The sequence below is a fragment of the Hymenobacter sediminicola genome, from assembly GCF_014250515.1.
GTDB lineage: Bacteria > Bacteroidota > Bacteroidia > Cytophagales > Hymenobacteraceae > Hymenobacter > Hymenobacter sediminicola.
Genome location: NZ_CP060202.1, coordinates 2,012,735 through 2,031,163, shown reverse-complemented (window position 1 = coordinate 2,031,163; position 18,429 = coordinate 2,012,735). Strand labels below are relative to the sequence as shown.

Here is an 18,429-nt window from a genome sequence, read left to right as displayed (position 1 = left end):
AAAACCAACGACCTTTGCAGACTCAACCGTATGTCTGCTGGTTTCGCCACCTCTGCTGGCGGCCTCGCTTTTTCATTTTCCCTTGATGCTTTTCGACGACCTTAACCTTATTGAGCCTATTCTGCGTGCCCTGCACGAAGAAGGCTACACGACCCCTACCCCTATTCAGCAGCAGGCTATTCCGCACGTATTGGAAGGCCATGATTTGCTGGGCGTAGCGCAGACCGGTACCGGCAAAACAGCCGCCTTTACCGTTCCTATTCTTCAGATTCTGCACCAGACGGCTCAGGTAGAGCGCCACGCGCCCGGCCGTATCCGCTGCCTGGTTCTGACCCCGACGCGCGAGCTGGCTATCCAGATCGGCGAAAGTTTCAAAGCCTACGGGCGGCATTTGCCCAAGCTGCGCTCCAGCGTCATCTTCGGTGGTGTGAGCCAGCACAGCCAGGTGCAGACGCTCAAGCGCGGCGTAGAAGTGCTGATTGCGACTCCCGGCCGCCTGCTCGATCTGATGGGCCAGGGCTTTGTTGACCTGCGCCACGTCGAGGTATTTGTGCTTGATGAAGCGGACCGCATGCTGGATATGGGCTTTATCCACGACATCAAGCGGATTCTGCCAAAGCTGCCTACTTCGCGCCAAACGCTGTTCTTCTCGGCTACCATGCCCGGCCAGATTCAGGAGTTGGCGTCCAGCATCCTGAAGCCGAATCCGGTGAAAGTAGCCGTTACGCCTGTTTCAAGCACCGCCGATACTGTCACGCAGGCAGTATATCTGGTTGATAAAGGCGACAAGCCAGCTCTGCTGGAACATCTGTTGCAGGACATGAGCATCCGTCGGGTGCTGGTGTTCACGCGCACCAAACACGGCGCCGACAAAGTGGTGAAGGCGCTGGCCAAGGTGAATATTCCGGCCGAAGCCATCCACGGCAACAAGTCGCAGAACCACCGCCAGCGGGCCCTCAGCAACTTCAAGTCCGGCAGCACGCGGGTACTGGTTGCTACTGACATTGCCGCCCGAGGCATCGACGTAGATGAGCTGACGCACGTCATCAACTACGAAGTACCCAATGAGCCCGAAACCTACGTGCACCGCATTGGCCGCACGGGCCGCGCGGGTGCCTTTGGCACGGCCTTCACGTTTGTTGAGGATGAGGAGCGCGCTTATCTGCAGGATATTCAAAAGCTCATTCGGCGCCAGATAGACTTGGTGGAAGACCACCCGTACAGCACCGACCAAGTAGAGCCGGTACTGTTGCACGGCGGCTCGCCTATTAAGCGCCCGAAAGGCCCGGCTGGCCGCCCAGCCCGCCCCGGCCGCGAAGGTACTGGTGCAGCGCGTACCCCACGCCAGGCCCAGGCAGGTGGCGCCCCCCGCGGTGGTCAGGAGCGCAGCCACAGCGGCCAACGAAGTTCGTCGGCAGCTCCGGCCTCACGCTCGGCCGGAGAACGGGCTGGTGGTGGCCAGAGCGGTGGCCAGGGACGCCGCTACCGCGGCGGCAACGGCGGCGGACGCCCGCAATAGATCCTCCTGAATTTGCTTGATTTGAAAAGGCCCTGGCTACCCTGCTAGGGCCTTTTTCATGGCTAACAGGTACTGTAAACAGCTTCATTGCAGGATGCCTGATCTACAGATGGCCCGGTGAGGCAGCACGCGAAGTGAAACAAAATGCAGGACTTAAGCATTTTACAGCTGACATCGTAGTTAACCGCCACGCTTCCTGCTCTTAGTCCTATGGCTCACCGTACTCTTGCCGTCATTCAGGCACTCCGCGACACAGCCCAGCATCTTGCCACGCAAGCGCCTTATCAGTGGGGCCACATGGGCAGCTGCAACTGCGGCCATCTGGCGCAGACGATTACCAAGCTCACTAAAGCCGAAATTCACACCCGTGCTATGCAGCGCTACGGCGACTGGGAGCGGCAGCTGATTGACTATTGCCCCAGCAGCGGCCTGCCCATCGACCAAACCATTGATGAAATGCTAGCTGCTGGCTTCACCCGTACCGACCTTACGCACTTGGAGCGTCTTTCCGACCCGGTTGTGTTGGCTGCTATTCCTTTTGAGCGCCGAAACGCCCTGCGCCACAACCAGCGCGACGATGTAGTGCTGTATCTGCGCACTTGGGTCGACCTATTAGAGAACCGTCTGCTGGCCGAAATCCAGCTGCCTCATCTGCTGCCGGCCCCGAGCGTATTTGCTTAGCCCGCGCAGGCGCTTCGCCCTTGGTCCTAAAATCTTAAAGCCCCACCTGACTTGCGTCGGGTGGGGCTTTCTATAAGATGATGCGTGGTTGCTTTGAAGTTGGCGTTGCCTTATGTGGCAGAGCCAGCCTTATACACCCTTTGCAGAACCCGTAAGGGAATTAGTAGTTAACGTTGCTACGTTGCGCTTCGCGGTAATTCTCGGCGCGGTGGGCACGCTTGTATTCCGCATCAGCATTGGGGTCTTTCTCAGCGTCGGGGGCTTGCGAGCAAGAAGTCAGGAATAGCGGGGCGCTGGCAGCAAGCAGGAAAAGCAGACGGAATTTTTTCATATCCCAAAGGTAAGCACCACCCTTAAAATCACAAAGCAACTTCTGCCTTAGAATTACAGCAGCCGACAGCTACATCAAGACGGAAGTAATACCTGCCTGGGCCCAGGCCGACAGTTACATAAGTAAACAACAGTAAGCTAATTCACTTTTTACCATCCCTATTGCTCCATCACATTATTCGTCAACAGGCTCAGGGGCCTTGTTCTCCTCACTGAATTTCCTAGCCGGATTGTCGCATTGCCTGCTTACTCTAGAGAGTCATAAAGCGAGCTAGGGCTTGTCACTTACTTTAGCATCCCCAATTCTATTAGCCAGTTGAAATCCGTCATTTCTTTCACTATACCCTGCCAACCACTCTGTCAAAGTGCTTAGCAAAGCATGTCGCTAGCAGGACTGCTAGACTCGTGAAACCCATATATGATTATCTAAATTAAATCTGGCAACATTTTTTGCTTCTTCATACATCTACCACAACTTCATTTACATCACTACAAATTACTGATATAAAGAAAATTAACAATCTCAAACAACATTTATGTCAGCATCAAATATTAAATCATGACATTTTGTACTATGAAGTATTATATCGAAAATATAGGCACTATAACCACCTACCTAATACAGGTGCTTTAAACGGTTTTTACAAGCTGTAGAGAGCCTACTGACAAATTGCACTGTTTTATAAAATATATTCAGAATTTAAAATACTTTCAGCGTATCCCTTGACAGCCTTTAGCATAGCTACAAAGCACCTGTTAGTGCTCCGGCTGATAGTCCGTGAACGTGCCGTCTCGATAGAAAATGACTATCCGCCTTATAGCCTTTTCCTTGTCTGCAACCTGAGCTAAGAGTGGCGGTGCAGGGGGCAAGGCTAGGTTAGGAGCAGGTGCGCTTACGCTTCCAGCAGAAACACCTTCATGCCTGCTGCTTCCCTGGTTTAGGATAGTAGGCGCCGTGTCTATTGGAACTGCGGCGCGGGGCTGCAGGCTGTCAGTATTCAGCGCGGGCCGTGCCAGTGTATCCACTGTGCTCATAAATGCTTCAGGAGCGCCTGTATTCTGTTGGGTAGTGTTGTCCCCGAAGGAGAGGCCTTGCTGCGTCTCACGGGCGGCCTTTGGCGTCTTTATACTGCTTCGTTTAGCAGGTGCCTTAGCCAAGTCAGGCTCCAGAGGCATACTGGCACTACGTACAGGCTCCGCGGCCATATTGCCGGTACCGCTGAGCAACCATGGCAGCGCAATGTCGGGAAAGGCACCTATGATCTTTTGCACTACTTCCAGGCTCGGTTTGTTCCGGCCGCTCAGTATGTGGCTTACTACAGGCCGGGCTACTCCTATTGCATCCGCAAATTGAGTTGGAGTAAGCTGTTTAGCTTCTAATAACATTCTGATCCTTTCTACCATAACCGTTCTGTACGTTTGATTACAAATGTACGATTGTAATTAACTGCTAGCCCTTTCTACATCCGATATACAATTGTATACAATGACTCGCCCTCTATTCCCCTGGTTTACATTTGTAATACATATGTAAACTGTCGTTTTCACCCATCATCCAACCGTACCCCTTGCCATCCTGCTGGGGGATTTACTGTATAGCAAAAGCCCCGTTGTGCAGTATTAGCACAACGGGGCTTTTCGGTAACAGCTAACCAACATGGCTCCGTTAGCGGTAGGTAGCTAACGGGGTAAATCACCAGTTAATTGAAGTATTCTTTAGCCAGTGATTTATCATGCCCATATATATCATCTCGGAAATGCACGTTTCCGGCGTCGTCTACCCAAGACGTGAAGTACACTAGGTAGACCGGCAGATGCTCAGGCAGGCTTACATACTTCTCCTCCCGACCGGCTATGGTTTCTTCGATCTTCATCATGTCCCAGCCGGGCTTGTTGCGCAACAGGTATTCGGCCAGCTTCAGTGGCTCCGCTACCCGCACGCAGCCATGGCTAAATCCCCGCTTGGCCTGGCTGAACAATTCGTCGTGCGGGGTGTCGTGTAGGTACACGTCGTTGGAATTAGGGAAGATGAACTTCACGTCGCCGAGGTCATTCATAGGTCCTGGCCGACGACGCAGCGTGTACTTCCAGGTGGCCGGAGTTAAGTTGGCCCAGTCGATGCTATTAGGATCAATGGGAGTAGCCTTAGCACCGGAACCCTTCACCACTTCCATATCGAGCCGGTCGAGGGTGGCCTGTGCATTGGCCGCCAGCTTCGGGCGAAGCTCCTTATCGATGATGCTGTAGGGCACGTTCCAGTAAGGCGCCAGCACCACGTATTCCATCTTGTCGCTGAAGACCGGGGTGGCATTGAGGGCCTTCCCTACGATAACCCGCATGTCGAAAACCTCCTTGTTGTTTTCAATCATGTGGAGTTTATAGTCGGGGATATTTACGAGCAGATAGCTCGGCTCGAAGCGCTTCGGAATCCAGCGCCACCGCTCCATATTCAGGATTAGTTGATCGATGCGCTGGGCTACCGGAATGTTAAGCAAACGTAACGTTTCGCCCCCTACTACCCCATCCGGGTTGAGGCCGTTTTGTGTCTGGAACGACTTTACTGCCTGCACCAGCTCGGCATCATATTTCTCACCGGGCGCGGCTGCGGCCGGAACGGCAGTGCCCGTGTTGTCCGGCTTGTTCGCTACTGTGCGGGCCGGAGTAGCGGCCGGGTCAGTAGCGGCAGCTGGTGTGGCGGCAACAGGCGCAGTCGCCGGAGCCTTGGTGCCCAGCAGGCGCTGGCGCAATGCCGCTACGGCCGGAGAGGTCTGGCCCGGCTTGAGCTTGGTAGTTGCCGGGATAGTAGCCCAGCCGCCATTGCGCTGTAGCGCACGGTATTCTGCTAGGGCCTTCTTCAACTGGTCATATTCCGGATGCAGCGGCTCGAACTCGTAATACGGGTACGTGCTTTCGCGCTCTTTCAGGATCGTCATCAAAGCCTTGTGCAGCTTGATTTTGTTGCGCTTCACCTGCCAGTCAATGGTCTTGACAGCGCGTGGGTCTACGGTGCCCCGGTAGAAATCGGAAGCCCAGTTGAAATACGTGCCGGACAGAGCTACATCTATCTCCTTCTCCAGCGTGTTGCGCTTGGTAGAGTCAGATTGGGCAGCCTCCAGATCAGCGAAAAGCTTATCAAAGTCCTTGGTCTTATATTCTTTAGGATCAAGACCTTCGTCGGCGGCCTTGTTCAGAACGCCCAGCATGGTCTTAGCCTGCGGCACTAGCTCGTGGTTACGGAACCACCCGAGGCGGAAATTTCGCTCCCGGTAAAACTTCTTGCCCCACTCAATCTGGTCTTTAAACTTGGGCTCGGCACTCATGTACTTCACGATGTACACGCTGTCGAGGGTTGGCTGGGGGCCACCGGCTTTGGCCGGGCCACCAGGCAGGGCGTCCTTGATTTTCTCCTTCTGCTCCTGGCTGCACGACGAGGCAGAGGCCAGCATCGTGAGGCCCAGAAGCCAGAACAGCAGAGTAGTCAGGAAAGCCGGACGAAATGATGAATTCATGCAGGTAAGTAAGAGGGAATAAAAGAACATTCTCAACCGGCATACTAATAGCCAGTTGCGCGTTCTACTGTGTTCCGGGCCGATTAGTTGCCCACGGCATAGCTTATTCCACTGCCTGCAAGATAGCAGTTTTGTTATTAGACTTCCCTATTGGCGGGCTTCCAAAATGAGTGTCACAGCCGGATAGCTGCTTCCGTTCTGCCTGCTTTAGTGAGGAGCTTGCTATCAGCCACAAACCTAGCCTCCGCCAGCCGCGCGGTCAGTTTTGGCTACCTTTGCCGCGCCCTGTAGCCTTCACTACACTGGCTACGGCTCCATATAGTTGCTCCTTTCTTATGCCTGCTTCTCTCATCTCCCCCCTGCACACCACGCCCGATCCGCACAGCTATGCCCGCCCTACTCAGGTCAGCGTCCACCATCTGGCGCTCGACCTAGCGGTAGATTTCACGGAGCGCATCCTGCGAGGAACAGCTACCTGGCAGCTCCATAATTCCGGCGCTACTGAACTGTTACTCGATGCACGGGAACTGCAGATAGAAGCCGTACTGCTGGGCGGCCTAGCCGGTGAGCCAACCTCTTTTGAGCTGGGAGCCACGGATGCCGTGCTGGGCCAGCCGCTGCGTATTGCTATCCGCCCCGACACGACTACCGTTACAATCCGCTACCAGACTACGCCGGGCGCCGCCGCCCTGCAATGGTTGAGCCCGGAGCAAACGGCCGGCCGCCAGCATCCATTTCTGTTCACTCAGTCGCAGGCCATTCTGGCCCGGACCTGGATTCCTTGCCAAGACTCTCCCGGCATCCGCTTCACGTATGAAGCCCGTGTGCAGGCTCCGGTAGAGCTATTGGCGTTGATGAGTGCCAGCAACCCGCAAGAGCGCAACACCACTGGCGAGTATCATTTCCGAATGGACCAGCCGATTCCGGCCTACCTGATGGCACTGGCCATCGGCGACCTGGAATTCACGCCGCTCAGTGCCCGCACCGGTATCTATGCCGAACCAATAACGCTGCCCGTAGCAACGAGTGAGTTTGAGGACCTGGAGAAAATGGTAGCTGCCGCCGAAGAGTTGTATGGTCCTTACCGCTGGGAACGGTACGATTTGCTGGTTCTACCCCCCTCTTTTCCGTTTGGCGGAATGGAGAACCCACGCTTAACATTTGTAACGCCTACTATTTTAGCCGGCGACCGTAGCCTGACCAGCTTAGTAGCCCACGAGCTGGCCCACTCCTGGAGCGGCAACCTCGTGACTAACGCTACCTGGAATGATTTCTGGCTGAACGAAGGCTTCACAGTATACTTCGAGCGGCGCATTATGGAGAAGCTGTATGGCCGCCCCTACGCCGATATGCTGCAGGTGCTCGGCCACTCAGCCCTGCTTCATACCGTAGAGGAACTCGGAGCGACCAGCCCTGATACCCACCTGCACCTGGACCTAGCCGGACGAGACCCGGACGAAGGCCTCAATGAAATTGCATACGAGAAAGGCGACTACCTCCTACTCACATTGGAGCACCTGGTGGGCCGCCCGGCTCTGGACACCTTTATTAAGGACTACTTCGCCCGCCACAGTTTTCAGAGTATGGACACGGCTTCCTTTGTGGCGTACCTGCGCCGCGAGCTACTGGACAAGCATCCTGGGCTGGAGCAACAGGTCCAGCTCGATGCTTGGATCAACCGGCCCGGCATCCCGGCCGTGGCCCCACCCGTCGGCTCGGCTCGGTTTGATGCCGTAGAGGATGCACTGCAAAACTGGCAACAAGGCACTCCGGCCCGCGTGCTGAACACCGACGAATGGAGCAGCCACGAATGGGTGCATTTTCTGCACGGTCTTCCCAAAGCAATAACTACCCAGCAGCTCACGGAGCTGGACGCGGCCTTCGGCTTCACGCTATCCGGCAACGCCGAAATTCTGGCGGCTTGGTTTCCGCACACCATTGCCGCCGGCTACTCCCCCGCCGATGAAGCCCTGCATCAGTTCCTAACCCATGTGGGCCGACGCAAATTTTTGGTCCCACTCTACAAAGCGTTGCTGGCTACACCCGGCGGAGCGGAGCGGGCCCGCCAGCTCTACGCCAAGGCCCGGCCCAATTACCATTCAGTCGCTACGAGCACCTTTGACGTATTAGTGGGCAAACCATAGCGCCGGATTTCTGCTGGGAATCTTTTTTCCGGAAGCTCGACACTGATTTGGCTGGCCCGAAGCTTGCATTCGGACGACAGTAGTTTTATTTTTCGTTTTCCTTCAGTTGATTTTTTGCGTTGATGACATCCAAACCTCTCGGTAAGCTTATTGCCATAGGCGGCAACGAGGACAAGGGCACATATCCCAATCCCCGCACTAAAAAGAAATACTACCTCAATTTTTTCGAGCTGGGCATTCTGAAACGGGTTATTCTGGAATCCGGTCTGGAAGATCCCCGCATAGAGGTCATCACCACGGCCTCTATGATTCCGGAAGAAGTGGCCCGCATCTACATATCCTCGTTCACGATGCTCAATTGCAACAACGTGAACATTATGGATATCCGGACCCCCGAAGATGCCCGGCAGCCGGAGTACCTGGAGCGCCTGCGCCAAGCCGATGTGGTGATGATGAGCGGCGGCAACCAGTCGCGCCTGACGGAAATGTTCGGTGGCTCTGAGTTTCTGCAAGTGCTGAAGCAACGCTACTACGAGCAGCCCAACTTCATTATTGCCGGTACTTCGGCTGGCGCCATGGCCATGTCCAAAACCATGATCAAGGGCGGCAGCGTGCCCGATGCGCTGATGAAAGGCGCCGTGAAGATGGGAACCGGCCTCGGCCTGATTGACAGCGTCATCATCGACTCGCACTTTGTGAAGCGCGGCCGGTTCGGACGGATTATTGAGGCCGTGGCACTGCACCCCAAGCTCATCGGCATTGGGCTGGGCGAAGATACTGGCGTCCTTATCACGGAGGGAAATCAGCTGGAGGCCATTGGCTCTAATCTAGTGGTCATTATGGATGGCCATAAGCTGGAGCACAACAACGCCGCCGCCGCCAAAAAAGGCGAGGCTATTTCTATCGAAAGCATGCTGCTGCACGTGCTGGTGAAAGGCAACCTCTACGATGTACGCCAGCGCGAATTCTATCCGGACCTGAAACTGCGCCAGCAGGCCGCCGAATCTATCCGCATGACAGCCGGCCAGGATGCCAATGCGACGCCGGTATCTACAGAAGTTCAGTAGGCCATTTTCAAAAGCAAAAGGGCTCATATCCTGCAGGATACGAGCCCTTTTTATGTCCTGCGTACAGTGGCAGGCTACTCCTTATATATATAGGCCCAGAAAACGCCCGGCACGCTAGTCCTTGTAGATACCAATGTAGAGGTCGGAAGCCGACCCGATGCTGCCCCGATACATTCCCTCAGAGTTGAAGGGCAAGGCGATGTTGCCGGCCGCATCTACGGCCACCAGCCCGCCTTCGCCGCCAATGGGAGCCAGCTTGTCGTGCACAACTACGCGGCAGGCTTCGGCCAGGCTCAGGCCGCGGTATTCCATCAGGCAGCTGATATCGTGCGCAACCACAGCCCGCAGAAAAAACTCGCCGTGACCGGTACAGCTGATGGCGCAGGTGCGGTTGTCGGCGAAGGTACCGCTACCGATAATAGGTGAGTCGCCGATGCGGGAGTAGCGTTTGTTGGTCATGCCGCCGGTGCTGGTAGCGGCGGCCAGGTTGCCGTACTGGTCGCGGGCTACGGCTCCCACAGTACCCATTTTCTTTTTCGGGTCTTCGTTACTGGCAAATGCGGCGGGCTCCGAAACGGGCGCTGTAGTTTCGGGATGTACCGGCTCGGAGTGGTCGAGGCGCATACGGCCTTCCTGCAGCGCCTCCTGAAGCTGGTCGTAGCGCTGCTGAGTGAAGAAGTATTCGGCAGGCTGCAAAGGCAAGCCATGTTCCCGGGCCAGTTCGTCGGCGCCAGGGTAAGCCAGCAGCACATGGTCGGTTTTTTCCATCACGAGGCGGGCGGCCAGAATGGGGTTTTGCACTGAGCGGGCTCCGGCTACAGCTCCGGCAGCCCGGTTGCGGCCATCCATAATGGCGGCATCCATTTCGTGGTGGCCTTCGTGAGTGAATACGGCACCACGGCCCGCGTTGAACAGCGGACAGTCTTCGAGGCTGCGCACGGCCGCTTCCACGGCATCAAGAGCAGGCCCACCCTGGCGTAGCACGGCATGGCCGGCTTCCAGGCTCTGGCGGAGCGCGGCTTGGTAAGCCTGCTCCTTTTCGGGCGTCATCAGCTGGCGCGAGATAGTGCCGGCTCCTCCATGGATGGCCAGTGCGAAGGAAGAATTCATAAGTAGAGCAGCAGAAAGAAAAGTGGAAACGTAAGACAAAGGTACGTAGGCTACTGCCGCTAAGTCGTGCTAAGGAGGCTAGCCGGAACCCGTTTTTTTTCGTACGTTTGATAGACTGTTTTCACCCCCACAAACTATTACCCTTATGGCTTACGATGCTACCGGCCGCCTGCACGAAATCTTCGACGAACAGCAGGTGAGCGAGAAATTCCGCAAGCGCGAATTTGTTCTGGAAGTTGTAGATGGCCAGTACCCTGAGCATATCAAGTTCCAACTGGTGCAGGACAAAACTGCCCTCATCGACCAGTATAAAGTAGGAGACGAAGTTAAAATTGCGTTCAACCTGCGGGGCCGCGGCTTCAACAAAAACGGCCAGATGCTGTACTTCACCAACCTGGAAGCCTGGCGCATTGAGCCAGCGGCTGGCGGCGCTGCCGCTCCACAGGGTGGCGGTGGCGGCTATCAGCAAGCGGCTCCCCGGGCTGCTGCTCCGGCTCAGAACCAGAACCCCAACCTGCGCGCCTCCTCCGCTCCTATTGCCTCGGACGACGACAACGACCTACCTTTCTAAGCAACGCTTGTTGAACTTAAGTACTACTAAAAATGCCGCTTCCAGAAATGGGGCGGCATTTTTAGTGGCTGGCTAGTATCAGGTGCGTAGCTTGTAGGCGTCCGGCAGCACATTGGCAGAACTTCTACCCGGTAGTTTTTCGTTAACGCACCTATGTCGGCCGGCTGGCCAGTATTTTTCTTCTCTTCGCTTCCCTTTTTCTGCGCATGGCCGCTTCTTCTATTTCTTCCTTACACGGAAAAACGGCATTGGTTACGGGCGCCAGCAGTGGTATTGGGCTGGTGACGGCCCGGGAGCTGGCCCGCCGCGGGGCACGTGTGGTACTAGTGGCCCGCAACCCCGATAAGGCTGAACGAGCCCGCGCCGCCATTCAGTTTGCTGTACCGGAAGCCCAGCTGGAAGTTCGCCTCACAGATTTGTCACTGCTGGCCAACGTCCGCAATCTGGCCGCTGACATGCAGCGCGACCATAGCCAGCTCGACATCCTGGTCAATAACGCCGGGATTATGCCGGGCCCACTCACCGTCACGGAAGAGGGCCATGAGTTGAGCTGGGCGACGAACCATCTGGCCGTTTTTGCCCTGACCAACCTGCTGCTGCCCCTGTTGAGCGAAGCCCAAAGCGCGCGGATAGTAACGGTTGCATCGGAAGCACATTGGCTGGGTGAGATTGAACCACTACAGGAGGCGCGCAATAATCCAGAAAAGTACAGCTGGCTCACGGCTTACGCCGACTCCAAGCTGGCTAATATTTTATTCACCAACGAGTTGTCTCACCGGCTGGAGCTTACTAACGTGACGGCTAACTGTCTGCATCCGGGCCTGGTTGATACAGGCTTGGTGCATCCGGGCAGCTCTTGGGGCATGAAAGCGCTGTGGTGGCCGGCCAAGCCGTTTATGATCAGCCCGGAGCAAGGTGCCCGCACCAGTTTGTATCTGGCTACGGCCCCGGAAGTGGCCCGCGTGAGCGGTGTGTACTTCAAAAATCTGCGGCCCGGCCGCTGCTCTTCCCGCTCGCAGAGCCGCACGGAGGCCGCCCGGCTCTGGCGTATTTCGGAGGAAGAAACCGGCATTTCATAGGTTCCTGCCAAGACAATTCTATACAGAAGTCGGTTGTCGGTACGCCTCCTCTATACTATTTCCCATGACTGATTTGCAGGAACTCATTCGCCAGGGTGAAGGCGAACAGCTGGAATTCAAGAAGAAAACCACGCATCCGTCGCGCATTTCACGCACGTTGGCCTCGCTGGCCAACACGCATGGCGGCCAGGTGCTGATAGGCGTAGAAGATGATGGCCGTATTGTGGGCGTACGCGACGCGGAGGAGGAAATCTACCTGCTGCGCCAGGCGGCGCTACACTACGTAGAACCCGCGCTAACGCTTTACATCAAAGAATGGGAGGAAGACGGCCGCACCGTCCTCATCGTGACGGTGCCTGAAAGTGCGCACAAGCCGCACCGCGCCCAGGTGGCGGAGGGCGACTGGCGCGGCTACGTGCGCGTACGCGACGAAAGTGTGCAAACCAGTCAGCTCACTGAGAAAGCCCTGCAGCGCCATGAGGACCTGGAAATGCCCCGCCTGGAAAAGCTGCCGCTCAATAAAGATGAGCTAGCGGTGCTGGACTATCTGGGTAGCCACTCGCGCATCACGTTGGCGCAGTATATGAAGCTGCTCAACATTGGGAAGCGGCGCGCCTACCGTATCCTCATCAAGCTCACGCTGCACGGCTACCTTAAGCACCACGACAAAGAGAAGGAAGTTTACTACACGCTATAAGCTAAAAAAGCCCCTCTATTTTCGGATAGAGGGGCTTTTTTAGCTTAGTCTTGCTGACGAGCCTTTAGGGCCTTTTTCTCGTCTTTGGCGGCCTTCTTTTCCTTAGTGGTTTTGGCCGGCTCTTTCTTCTTTTCTTTGCGGGGTTCCTGTGCTTTAGCCATGATAGTAGGAAATTGGAGGGTGAGAACTTGACAGCATAACGCTGCCGGCGGCCAGTGTGTTGCCCAACGGCGCGCTAAGCTGCCAGCAGTGGCAGATACCGCTCCTGCAATATATGCAGATGATGCGCTTCATGCCCGGCAATAATGAAATTCATGGCCCGTACGCTCACAGGCTGGCCGCTGGCCGTTCCCTGCCGGCTCAGCTGCGCCTCGCTCAACGACTCAAGCAGGCTCAGCGTAGCCGCCCGCACAGTGTCGTATTCGTGCAGAATGCTGGTCAGAGAGCGGGCATCAGCTTCGGAAGCAGGCACATAGTCATCCTGCTCGAAGCCGGGTAGCGGCGTAGTGTCGCCGCGGGCAATACGCAGGGCGCGGTAAGCGAAAATGCGCTCTGTATCAATCATATGCACCAGCATTTCCTTGATACTCCATTTGCCGGGGGCATACCGAAACTGCCCCTGCTCCTCCGTCAGGCCTGTTAACAGGTGGCGCAATTCGGCCGGCTGGGCCTGTAGGGCTGCCAGCGGGTCGCCGGTGACAAGGCGGACATAGGTACCGTAGTACGGGGCATACTCGGTGGCGGCGGGTGGCGTGATGTGGCTCATGCGGCAAACGTAACACAAATTTCCTCTTACAAGGCCCGTAGCAACTCTCTATAACTCCGCATTACCAGAAGCCGTAGAGCCATTCATTCCCTGTCATTTTACCATCTACTATGTCTTCACTCGTCGAAAAAGGCCTTTCCATTTCCAAAAACGCGCTGTTCAGCGTCTTTCTCAACCGTGCCGGCAAGTTGCTCGGTCGCCCGTTCAAGGTGGTGTTGGTGCTGAACGAAGTGGCCAACAAGCTCGCCAGCAAGGAAAGCGGCGACAACAAGTTTAAGCAGGTATTCGACGTGGGCCGTACGCTGGTGCGCTTGGTGCGCAACTACGTGAGCGGCGAGTATCGGCAGGTAGAAACCAGCACCGTGGTATCGGCGTTGGGTGTGCTGCTCTACACACTTTCCCCCGTAGATCTGGTGCCTGATTTTATCCCCGTGGTAGGTTTCCTCGATGATCTGGCCCTAATCAGCTGGTTTATTGAGAAATTCCAGGGCGAAATACTGCGCTTCCGGGAGTGGGAAAAAACCCACGCTGCCGAAGAAACCGACGACATTCCAGCGGCTTCCAGAAATCCGGCGGCCTCCAATACCAACACCCAGAACGCGCCGGCTGTAGCTGAGCTGGGGCATTCGTAAGCCAGCCTGACTTTATTTAGAAGCCCAGCCTACAGTGTAGACTGGGCTTTTTTGTGCATCCTTTCTCCCAAATAAGCGTCTGACTTCTGCCGGCTCCCCTGGCTGGTTATCTTTGCGTTTCGCCCACCAATTCCCCTCTTATGCGCATTACTTCGCGGCTGGCGCTGCTGGCCCTTACGTTTCTTTCCTTCCTGCCCCAGGCCCGCGCCGATGAGGGCATGTGGCTGCCGCTACTGCTCAAGCAACTCAACGAGGCCGATATGCAGAGCAAGGGCCTCAAGCTCACCGCCGACCAGATTTACTCCATCAACCAAGGTAGCCTGAAAGACGCCGTGGTACAGTTTGGCGGTGGCTGCACCGGCGAAATCATTTCCGACCAGGGCCTACTGCTTACCAATCACCATTGCGGCTACGGCCAGATTCAGCAGCACTCATCGGTGGAGAATGATTACCTCACGAAGGGCTACTGGGCCATGAACCGGGAGCAGGAGCTGACCAATCCGGGCCTCACGGCCACCTTCATCGTGCGAATGGAGGACGTGACCAGTCAGGTTCTGACCGGCGTTCCGACCCAGAACATACAGGAGGCCGACCGCGAAAAGCTGGTGCAGGCCAACATCCAGCGCATTGCGCAGGCTGCTGTGCAAGGCACGCACTACCAGTCATTTATCCGGCCGTTTTTCAATGGCAACGAGTATTATATGTTTGTGACGGAAGTGTTCCAGGATATCCGTCTGGTGGGCGCGCCCCCGAGCAGCATCGGCAAATTTGGGGGTGATACCGACAACTGGGCCTGGCCCCGCCACACCGGCGACTTCAGCATCTTCCGTATCTATGCCGGCCCCGACAACAAGCCCGCACCATATTCGGCCCAGAATGTGCCGTTCAAGCCGCGCCACCATTTGCCCATCTCGCTGGCTGGCGTGCAGCCCGGCGACTTCACGCTGGTATTCGGCTTCCCGGGCCGCACCAACGAGTATTTGACTTCGTGGGGAGTGGATGAAATTTACTCGGTGTCGGACCCAGCTAAAATCCGGATTCGGGAAGCTAAGCTGAAGGTGCTCGATACTGATATGAAAGCATCCGACCGGGTGCGTATCCAGTACGCAGCCAAGTATGCCAGCATTGCCAACTATTGGAAGAAGTGGATTGGTGAGGTACGCGGCCTGAAAAAGCTTGACGCCGTAACGCGCAAACAGGAGCAGGAAGCTGTATTCCAGCAGTGGGCCTCCTCCGGTGACGATGCCCGCCGCGCCACTTACGCCAATCTGCTGCCGCAGCTCCAGAAATATTATACCACCGGCCGCGACTACACCCTGGCCCGTGACTACGTGACCGAAGCCGCGCTGGGCATTGAGTTGCTGGCCTATGCCAACAGCCTGCTCCCGCTGGCCGAAATGGCCGAGAAAAAAGTGGCTGCTGCTGAGCTGAACGCAGCCGTGGAGAAAGCCCGCGCAGGTACTGTCAACTTCTTTAAGAACACTACTCCTGCCACCGACCAGAAGGTAGCTGCTGCTCTGCTCCCACTCTACGCCAACGGTACGCCCGCTGCGCTGCTGCCCGCTTATGTAAAGAACATGCAGAAGCAGTATGCCGCTAAAGGTGGCTGGAACGCCTATGTAGAGCAGCTCTATAGCAAGTCGCGCCTGACGAGCGAGGCCGGCGCCCAAGCTGTGCTCAGCGAGGTAGCCAAGGGCAATGCCCGCGCCTTGCTCGACGACCCGGCAGCCCAGCTGGCGGCGGCCATCATCAACAACTATAAAACGGCCATCCTGCCCACTTACACCACTGCCACCGACAACATTGCGCTATTGCAGCGCACCTACGTGGCTGGCCTGCGCCAGCAGCAGACGCAACGCAAGTTCTACCCCGATGCCAACTCCACGCTTCGCGTAGCCTACGGCCAGGTGCAGCCTTATAATCCTGCCGACGGCACGAAGTATGACTTCTACACCACCCTCGACGGTATCATGGAAAAGGCTGACCCTACAAACCCCGAGTTTGAGGTGCCAGCCCGCCTCGTGGAACTATACAATGCCAAGGACTACGGTCCATATGCCTACAAAGGCTCGGTGCCGGTGGCCTTCATTGCCACTAACCACACCACCGGCGGCAACTCCGGCTCACCTGTCATCAACGGCCGGGGGGAGCTGATTGGCACCAACTTCGACCGGAACTGGGAGGGCACCATGTCTGATATCATGTTCGACCCCGACCGGGTTCGGAATATCACGCTGGACGTGCGCTACATGCTGTTTGTCGTTGATAAGTTCGCCGGTGCCGGCCACCTGGTGAAGGAAATGACCCTGGTAGGTGCTGCCAACGACGCAACTGCCCCAACTGGCTCAGATAAGAAACTGGAAAAGATAAAGCGCAAGCCCGCCCGCCAGAAAGCCAGTTAAGCTTCTGCCAAGCCGCTATACAAAACGCCCGCTACCAGCAGTAGCGGGCGTTTTGTTTGTAGTCCTATCATGTGGCATACGCTCAACTGAGTTGCGGATCCTACTTATCTGGCGGCTTAGAACCACGCAAGCGCCCAAGGCAAGATGATAAAGCAGTTGCGGCAGCAAGGGCCTTGCTTTATACGAAGCAACAGGCTTTCTTGTGGCTGCTTAGTAGTGAATCACTTGTGTATCTATGAAAATATACGTGTTGGCCAGCGCCCTGCTGGCACTGCCGTTTCGTGCGGCACTGGCGCAGTCCAGCCTGGAAGTCACCCGCCAAAACCTACTGCGCGAAGGAATGGCCCTTTACACTTCCGAGCGAGCTTCCTGGGTAGCCACCGACCTGCTGCAAGCCACTACCTTCGACACACACCAGATTCGCAGCTATTTCAGCTACTCTACTCCCGATGATTCTGTGCGCACCGTGTTTGTGGGCGGGCCAGTGGCGGCGCCACAGGTGCTTTCGGCCTACAGCTTCCCAACCGGCAACGTCCGGGCTGCTAGTGCGCACCGCTCCGGTGCCCGGCCGCTTACGGAGCGCGAGAAACAGCTCTTGGCCATTCGCACGAAATCAATGGAGGATGTACCACGCGTTGCTGGCTTCGAGATACCGAAAAATGCCTCACTGAACCCGGTGCTGCTGGAAAAAGGCACTGAAACATGGGTGTACGTGCTTACCGGGGCCACTACCACCGGCACCGTCCCGCTCGGCAACGACTACCTGCTGCGCTACAGCACCAGTGGCAAACTCCTGCATAAAGAAAAGCTGCACAGCAGCTTCATTGCCCTTGGTCCAGCCCCGGTAGGCCAAAAAGTAGCGGCCACGCTGCACACGCATCAACCCGGCGCGGCAGCTTTCATCACCCCCACCGACATCTGCACGCTGCTTCTGTACCGCCATCAATTGCCCGGCAAGCAGCATGTGGTGTTAGGCGAAAAGTTCGTCTCGGTATTTACGCCGGCCGATGCGTCTCTGGCCCTGCTCACACGCAAGGCCTTTGAACAACAGCAAAAGCAGCCTTAGCCGGGCCGCTCAATTTCCAGCGCCTGCAGTTGCCCGGCATACTTGTCATATATATCGCGCAGGTCAGTACCATGCTTCTCGGCATCTACCCCGATGCTGACGTTGCTGGTGTGGAAGCGGTGCAGATGGCTGATGTGGGGCGAGACAACCGGCAGGTAACCAGCCAACAGGAACCGCACGTACAGGTCCAAGTCTTCGGCCATTTTCAGCTCTTCGTCGTAGCCGCCTACTTCATCAAACAGCTGGCGGCTGTAGCACACATTGCCCTGAATGAAATGCTCGGCCCGAAAGATGGCGCGCAGCATATCGGCCGGCGTTTCGAATTTCCAGGCATAGTAGTCCTCGCCGGGCAGATAGCGCTTTTCCTCATCCACCCGCAGAAAATCAGCTACAAACCACTGCTGACCGGGGTGGCCTTGCACCAGGTTAGCGTAGTGGAAGAGGCAGCGCTGTAGTAGCACATCATCATCATCGAGGGGCACAATCCAGCCGGTGGCCGTGGTTTGGCGAATAAGCAGGTTGCGGGCCGGGCCAGGTAGCAGCTTGTCTGGCTGGCTGATGGTGCGCACGGGCGCCCCATCTTGGTGCACGGCTTCGCGTAGCCAGTCGGCGGTGCCATCCGTGGAAGCATTTTCGCAGATAAAATGCTCATACCCAAAATCCAGGGGCGCTGAGACGGTGGCACGGACACTGGCCACGGCTTCGGGCAGAAACTGTCGGCGGTTGTGGGTAGGCGTAATTACAGTGAAGTGCATCGGAGAAAAGTCAGGAACAGATTGCTCCATTATTCCGGCTTCGGCCTGAAAAAGTTGCCGATTGCCGTGCTGCCTTAACTCTGAGCCGTGAAATGGCGTTA

General features: G+C 56.4%; 15 protein-coding genes and 1 pseudogene. 10 read left to right on the top strand and 6 right to left on the bottom strand.

Going from position 1 to position 18,429, the window contains the following annotated elements; genetic code table 11:
* Positions 1 to 85 precede the first annotated feature (85 nt).
* Together H4317_RS08580 and H4317_RS08575 are read left to right on the top strand one after the other, a co-directional pair.
* Complete coding sequence (locus H4317_RS08580; RefSeq protein ID WP_185889710.1) at positions 86 to 1,519, top strand: DEAD/DEAH box helicase; 1,434 nt, start codon at positions 86 to 88, stop codon at positions 1,517 to 1,519.
* A gap of 210 nt (positions 1,520 to 1,729) precedes the next feature.
* Positions 1,730 to 2,200: a hypothetical protein gene (locus H4317_RS08575; RefSeq protein ID WP_185889709.1), complete on the top strand. Its 471-nt coding sequence runs from the start codon at positions 1,730 to 1,732 to the stop codon at positions 2,198 to 2,200.
* Positions 2,201 to 2,360: 160 nt separating this feature from the next.
* On the opposite strand, the gene H4317_RS08570 is transcribed toward H4317_RS08575, so the two are convergent.
* From H4317_RS08570 to H4317_RS08560, 3 genes are all read right to left on the bottom strand, one after another.
* The gene (locus H4317_RS08570; protein WP_185889708.1) at positions 2,361 to 2,531 is read right to left on the bottom strand and encodes a hypothetical protein; all 171 of its coding nucleotides are present in this window, start codon (positions 2,529 to 2,531) and stop codon (positions 2,361 to 2,363) included.
* Positions 2,532 to 3,286: 755 nt separating this feature from the next.
* A complete protein-coding gene (locus H4317_RS19535; protein WP_185889707.1) occupies positions 3,287 to 3,916 on the bottom strand; it encodes a helix-turn-helix domain-containing protein in 630 nt (209 codons plus the stop codon).
* Positions 3,917 to 4,230: 314 nt separating this feature from the next.
* A complete protein-coding gene (locus tag H4317_RS08560) occupies positions 4,231 to 6,039 on the bottom strand; it encodes a L,D-transpeptidase family protein (protein WP_185889706.1) in 1,809 nt (602 codons plus the stop codon).
* Positions 6,040 to 6,374: 335 nt separating this feature from the next.
* Between H4317_RS08560 and H4317_RS08555 the strand changes: the two genes are divergently transcribed.
* Both H4317_RS08555 and H4317_RS08550 read left to right on the top strand, forming a co-directional pair.
* Positions 6,375 to 8,183: a M1 family metallopeptidase gene (locus H4317_RS08555; RefSeq protein WP_185889705.1), complete on the top strand. Its 1,809-nt coding sequence runs from the start codon at positions 6,375 to 6,377 to the stop codon at positions 8,181 to 8,183.
* Between the two features lie 122 nt (positions 8,184 to 8,305).
* Positions 8,306 to 9,250, top strand: coding sequence for a cyanophycinase (locus H4317_RS08550; RefSeq protein ID WP_185889704.1), 945 nt, complete (start codon positions 8,306 to 8,308; stop codon positions 9,248 to 9,250).
* 114 nt (positions 9,251 to 9,364) lie between these two features.
* Here the strand turns inward: H4317_RS08550 and H4317_RS08545 are convergent, their stop codons facing one another.
* Positions 9,365 to 10,360: an isoaspartyl peptidase/L-asparaginase family protein gene (locus H4317_RS08545; protein WP_185889703.1), complete on the bottom strand. Its 996-nt coding sequence runs from the start codon at positions 10,358 to 10,360 to the stop codon at positions 9,365 to 9,367.
* 145 nt (positions 10,361 to 10,505) lie between these two features.
* On the opposite strand from H4317_RS08545, the gene H4317_RS08540 reads away from it, so the two are divergent.
* The 3 genes from H4317_RS08540 to H4317_RS08530 all read left to right on the top strand — a co-directional run bounded on the left by H4317_RS08540 (position 10,506) and on the right by H4317_RS08530 (position 12,707).
* Positions 10,506 to 10,931, top strand: a complete 426-nt coding sequence (locus H4317_RS08540) for a DUF3127 domain-containing protein (protein WP_185889702.1) — start codon at positions 10,506 to 10,508, stop codon at positions 10,929 to 10,931.
* Between the two features lie 206 nt (positions 10,932 to 11,137).
* Complete coding sequence (locus H4317_RS08535) at positions 11,138 to 12,010, top strand: SDR family oxidoreductase (RefSeq protein ID WP_185889701.1); 873 nt, start codon at positions 11,138 to 11,140, stop codon at positions 12,008 to 12,010.
* A 64-nt stretch (positions 12,011 to 12,074) separates the two neighbouring features.
* Positions 12,075 to 12,707 (top strand): RNA-binding domain-containing protein, encoded by a 633-nt coding sequence (locus tag H4317_RS08530; RefSeq protein ID WP_185889700.1) that lies wholly within the window; start codon positions 12,075 to 12,077, stop codon positions 12,705 to 12,707.
* Positions 12,708 to 12,942: 235 nt separating this feature from the next.
* Here H4317_RS08530 and H4317_RS08525 read toward each other — a convergent pair whose 3' ends face one another.
* Positions 12,943 to 13,473 carry a DinB family protein gene (locus H4317_RS08525; protein WP_185889699.1) on the bottom strand — a complete coding sequence of 177 codons (531 nt, stop codon included), beginning with the start codon at positions 13,471 to 13,473 and terminating at the stop codon, positions 12,943 to 12,945.
* Positions 13,474 to 13,838: 365 nt separating this feature from the next.
* On the opposite strand from H4317_RS08525, the pseudogene H4317_RS19530 reads away from it, so the two are divergent.
* The 3 genes and pseudogenes from H4317_RS19530 to H4317_RS08510 all read left to right on the top strand — a co-directional run.
* A pseudogene (locus tag H4317_RS19530) lies at positions 13,839 to 13,937 on the top strand (YkvA family protein); the annotation flags it as partial.
* 308 nt (positions 13,938 to 14,245) lie between these two features.
* On the top strand, positions 14,246 to 16,507 hold the full coding sequence (locus H4317_RS08515; protein WP_185889697.1) for a S46 family peptidase: 2,262 nt from the start codon (positions 14,246 to 14,248) through the stop codon (positions 16,505 to 16,507).
* A 235-nt stretch (positions 16,508 to 16,742) separates the two neighbouring features.
* A complete protein-coding gene (locus H4317_RS08510) occupies positions 16,743 to 17,573 on the top strand; it encodes a hypothetical protein (protein WP_185889696.1) in 831 nt (276 codons plus the stop codon).
* Here H4317_RS08510 and H4317_RS08505 read toward each other — a convergent pair.
* Positions 17,570 to 18,328: a glycosyltransferase gene (locus tag H4317_RS08505; protein ID WP_185889695.1), complete on the bottom strand. Its 759-nt coding sequence runs from the start codon at positions 18,326 to 18,328 to the stop codon at positions 17,570 to 17,572. The genes H4317_RS08510 and H4317_RS08505 overlap by 4 nt on opposite strands.
* Positions 18,329 to 18,429 lie beyond the last annotated feature (101 nt).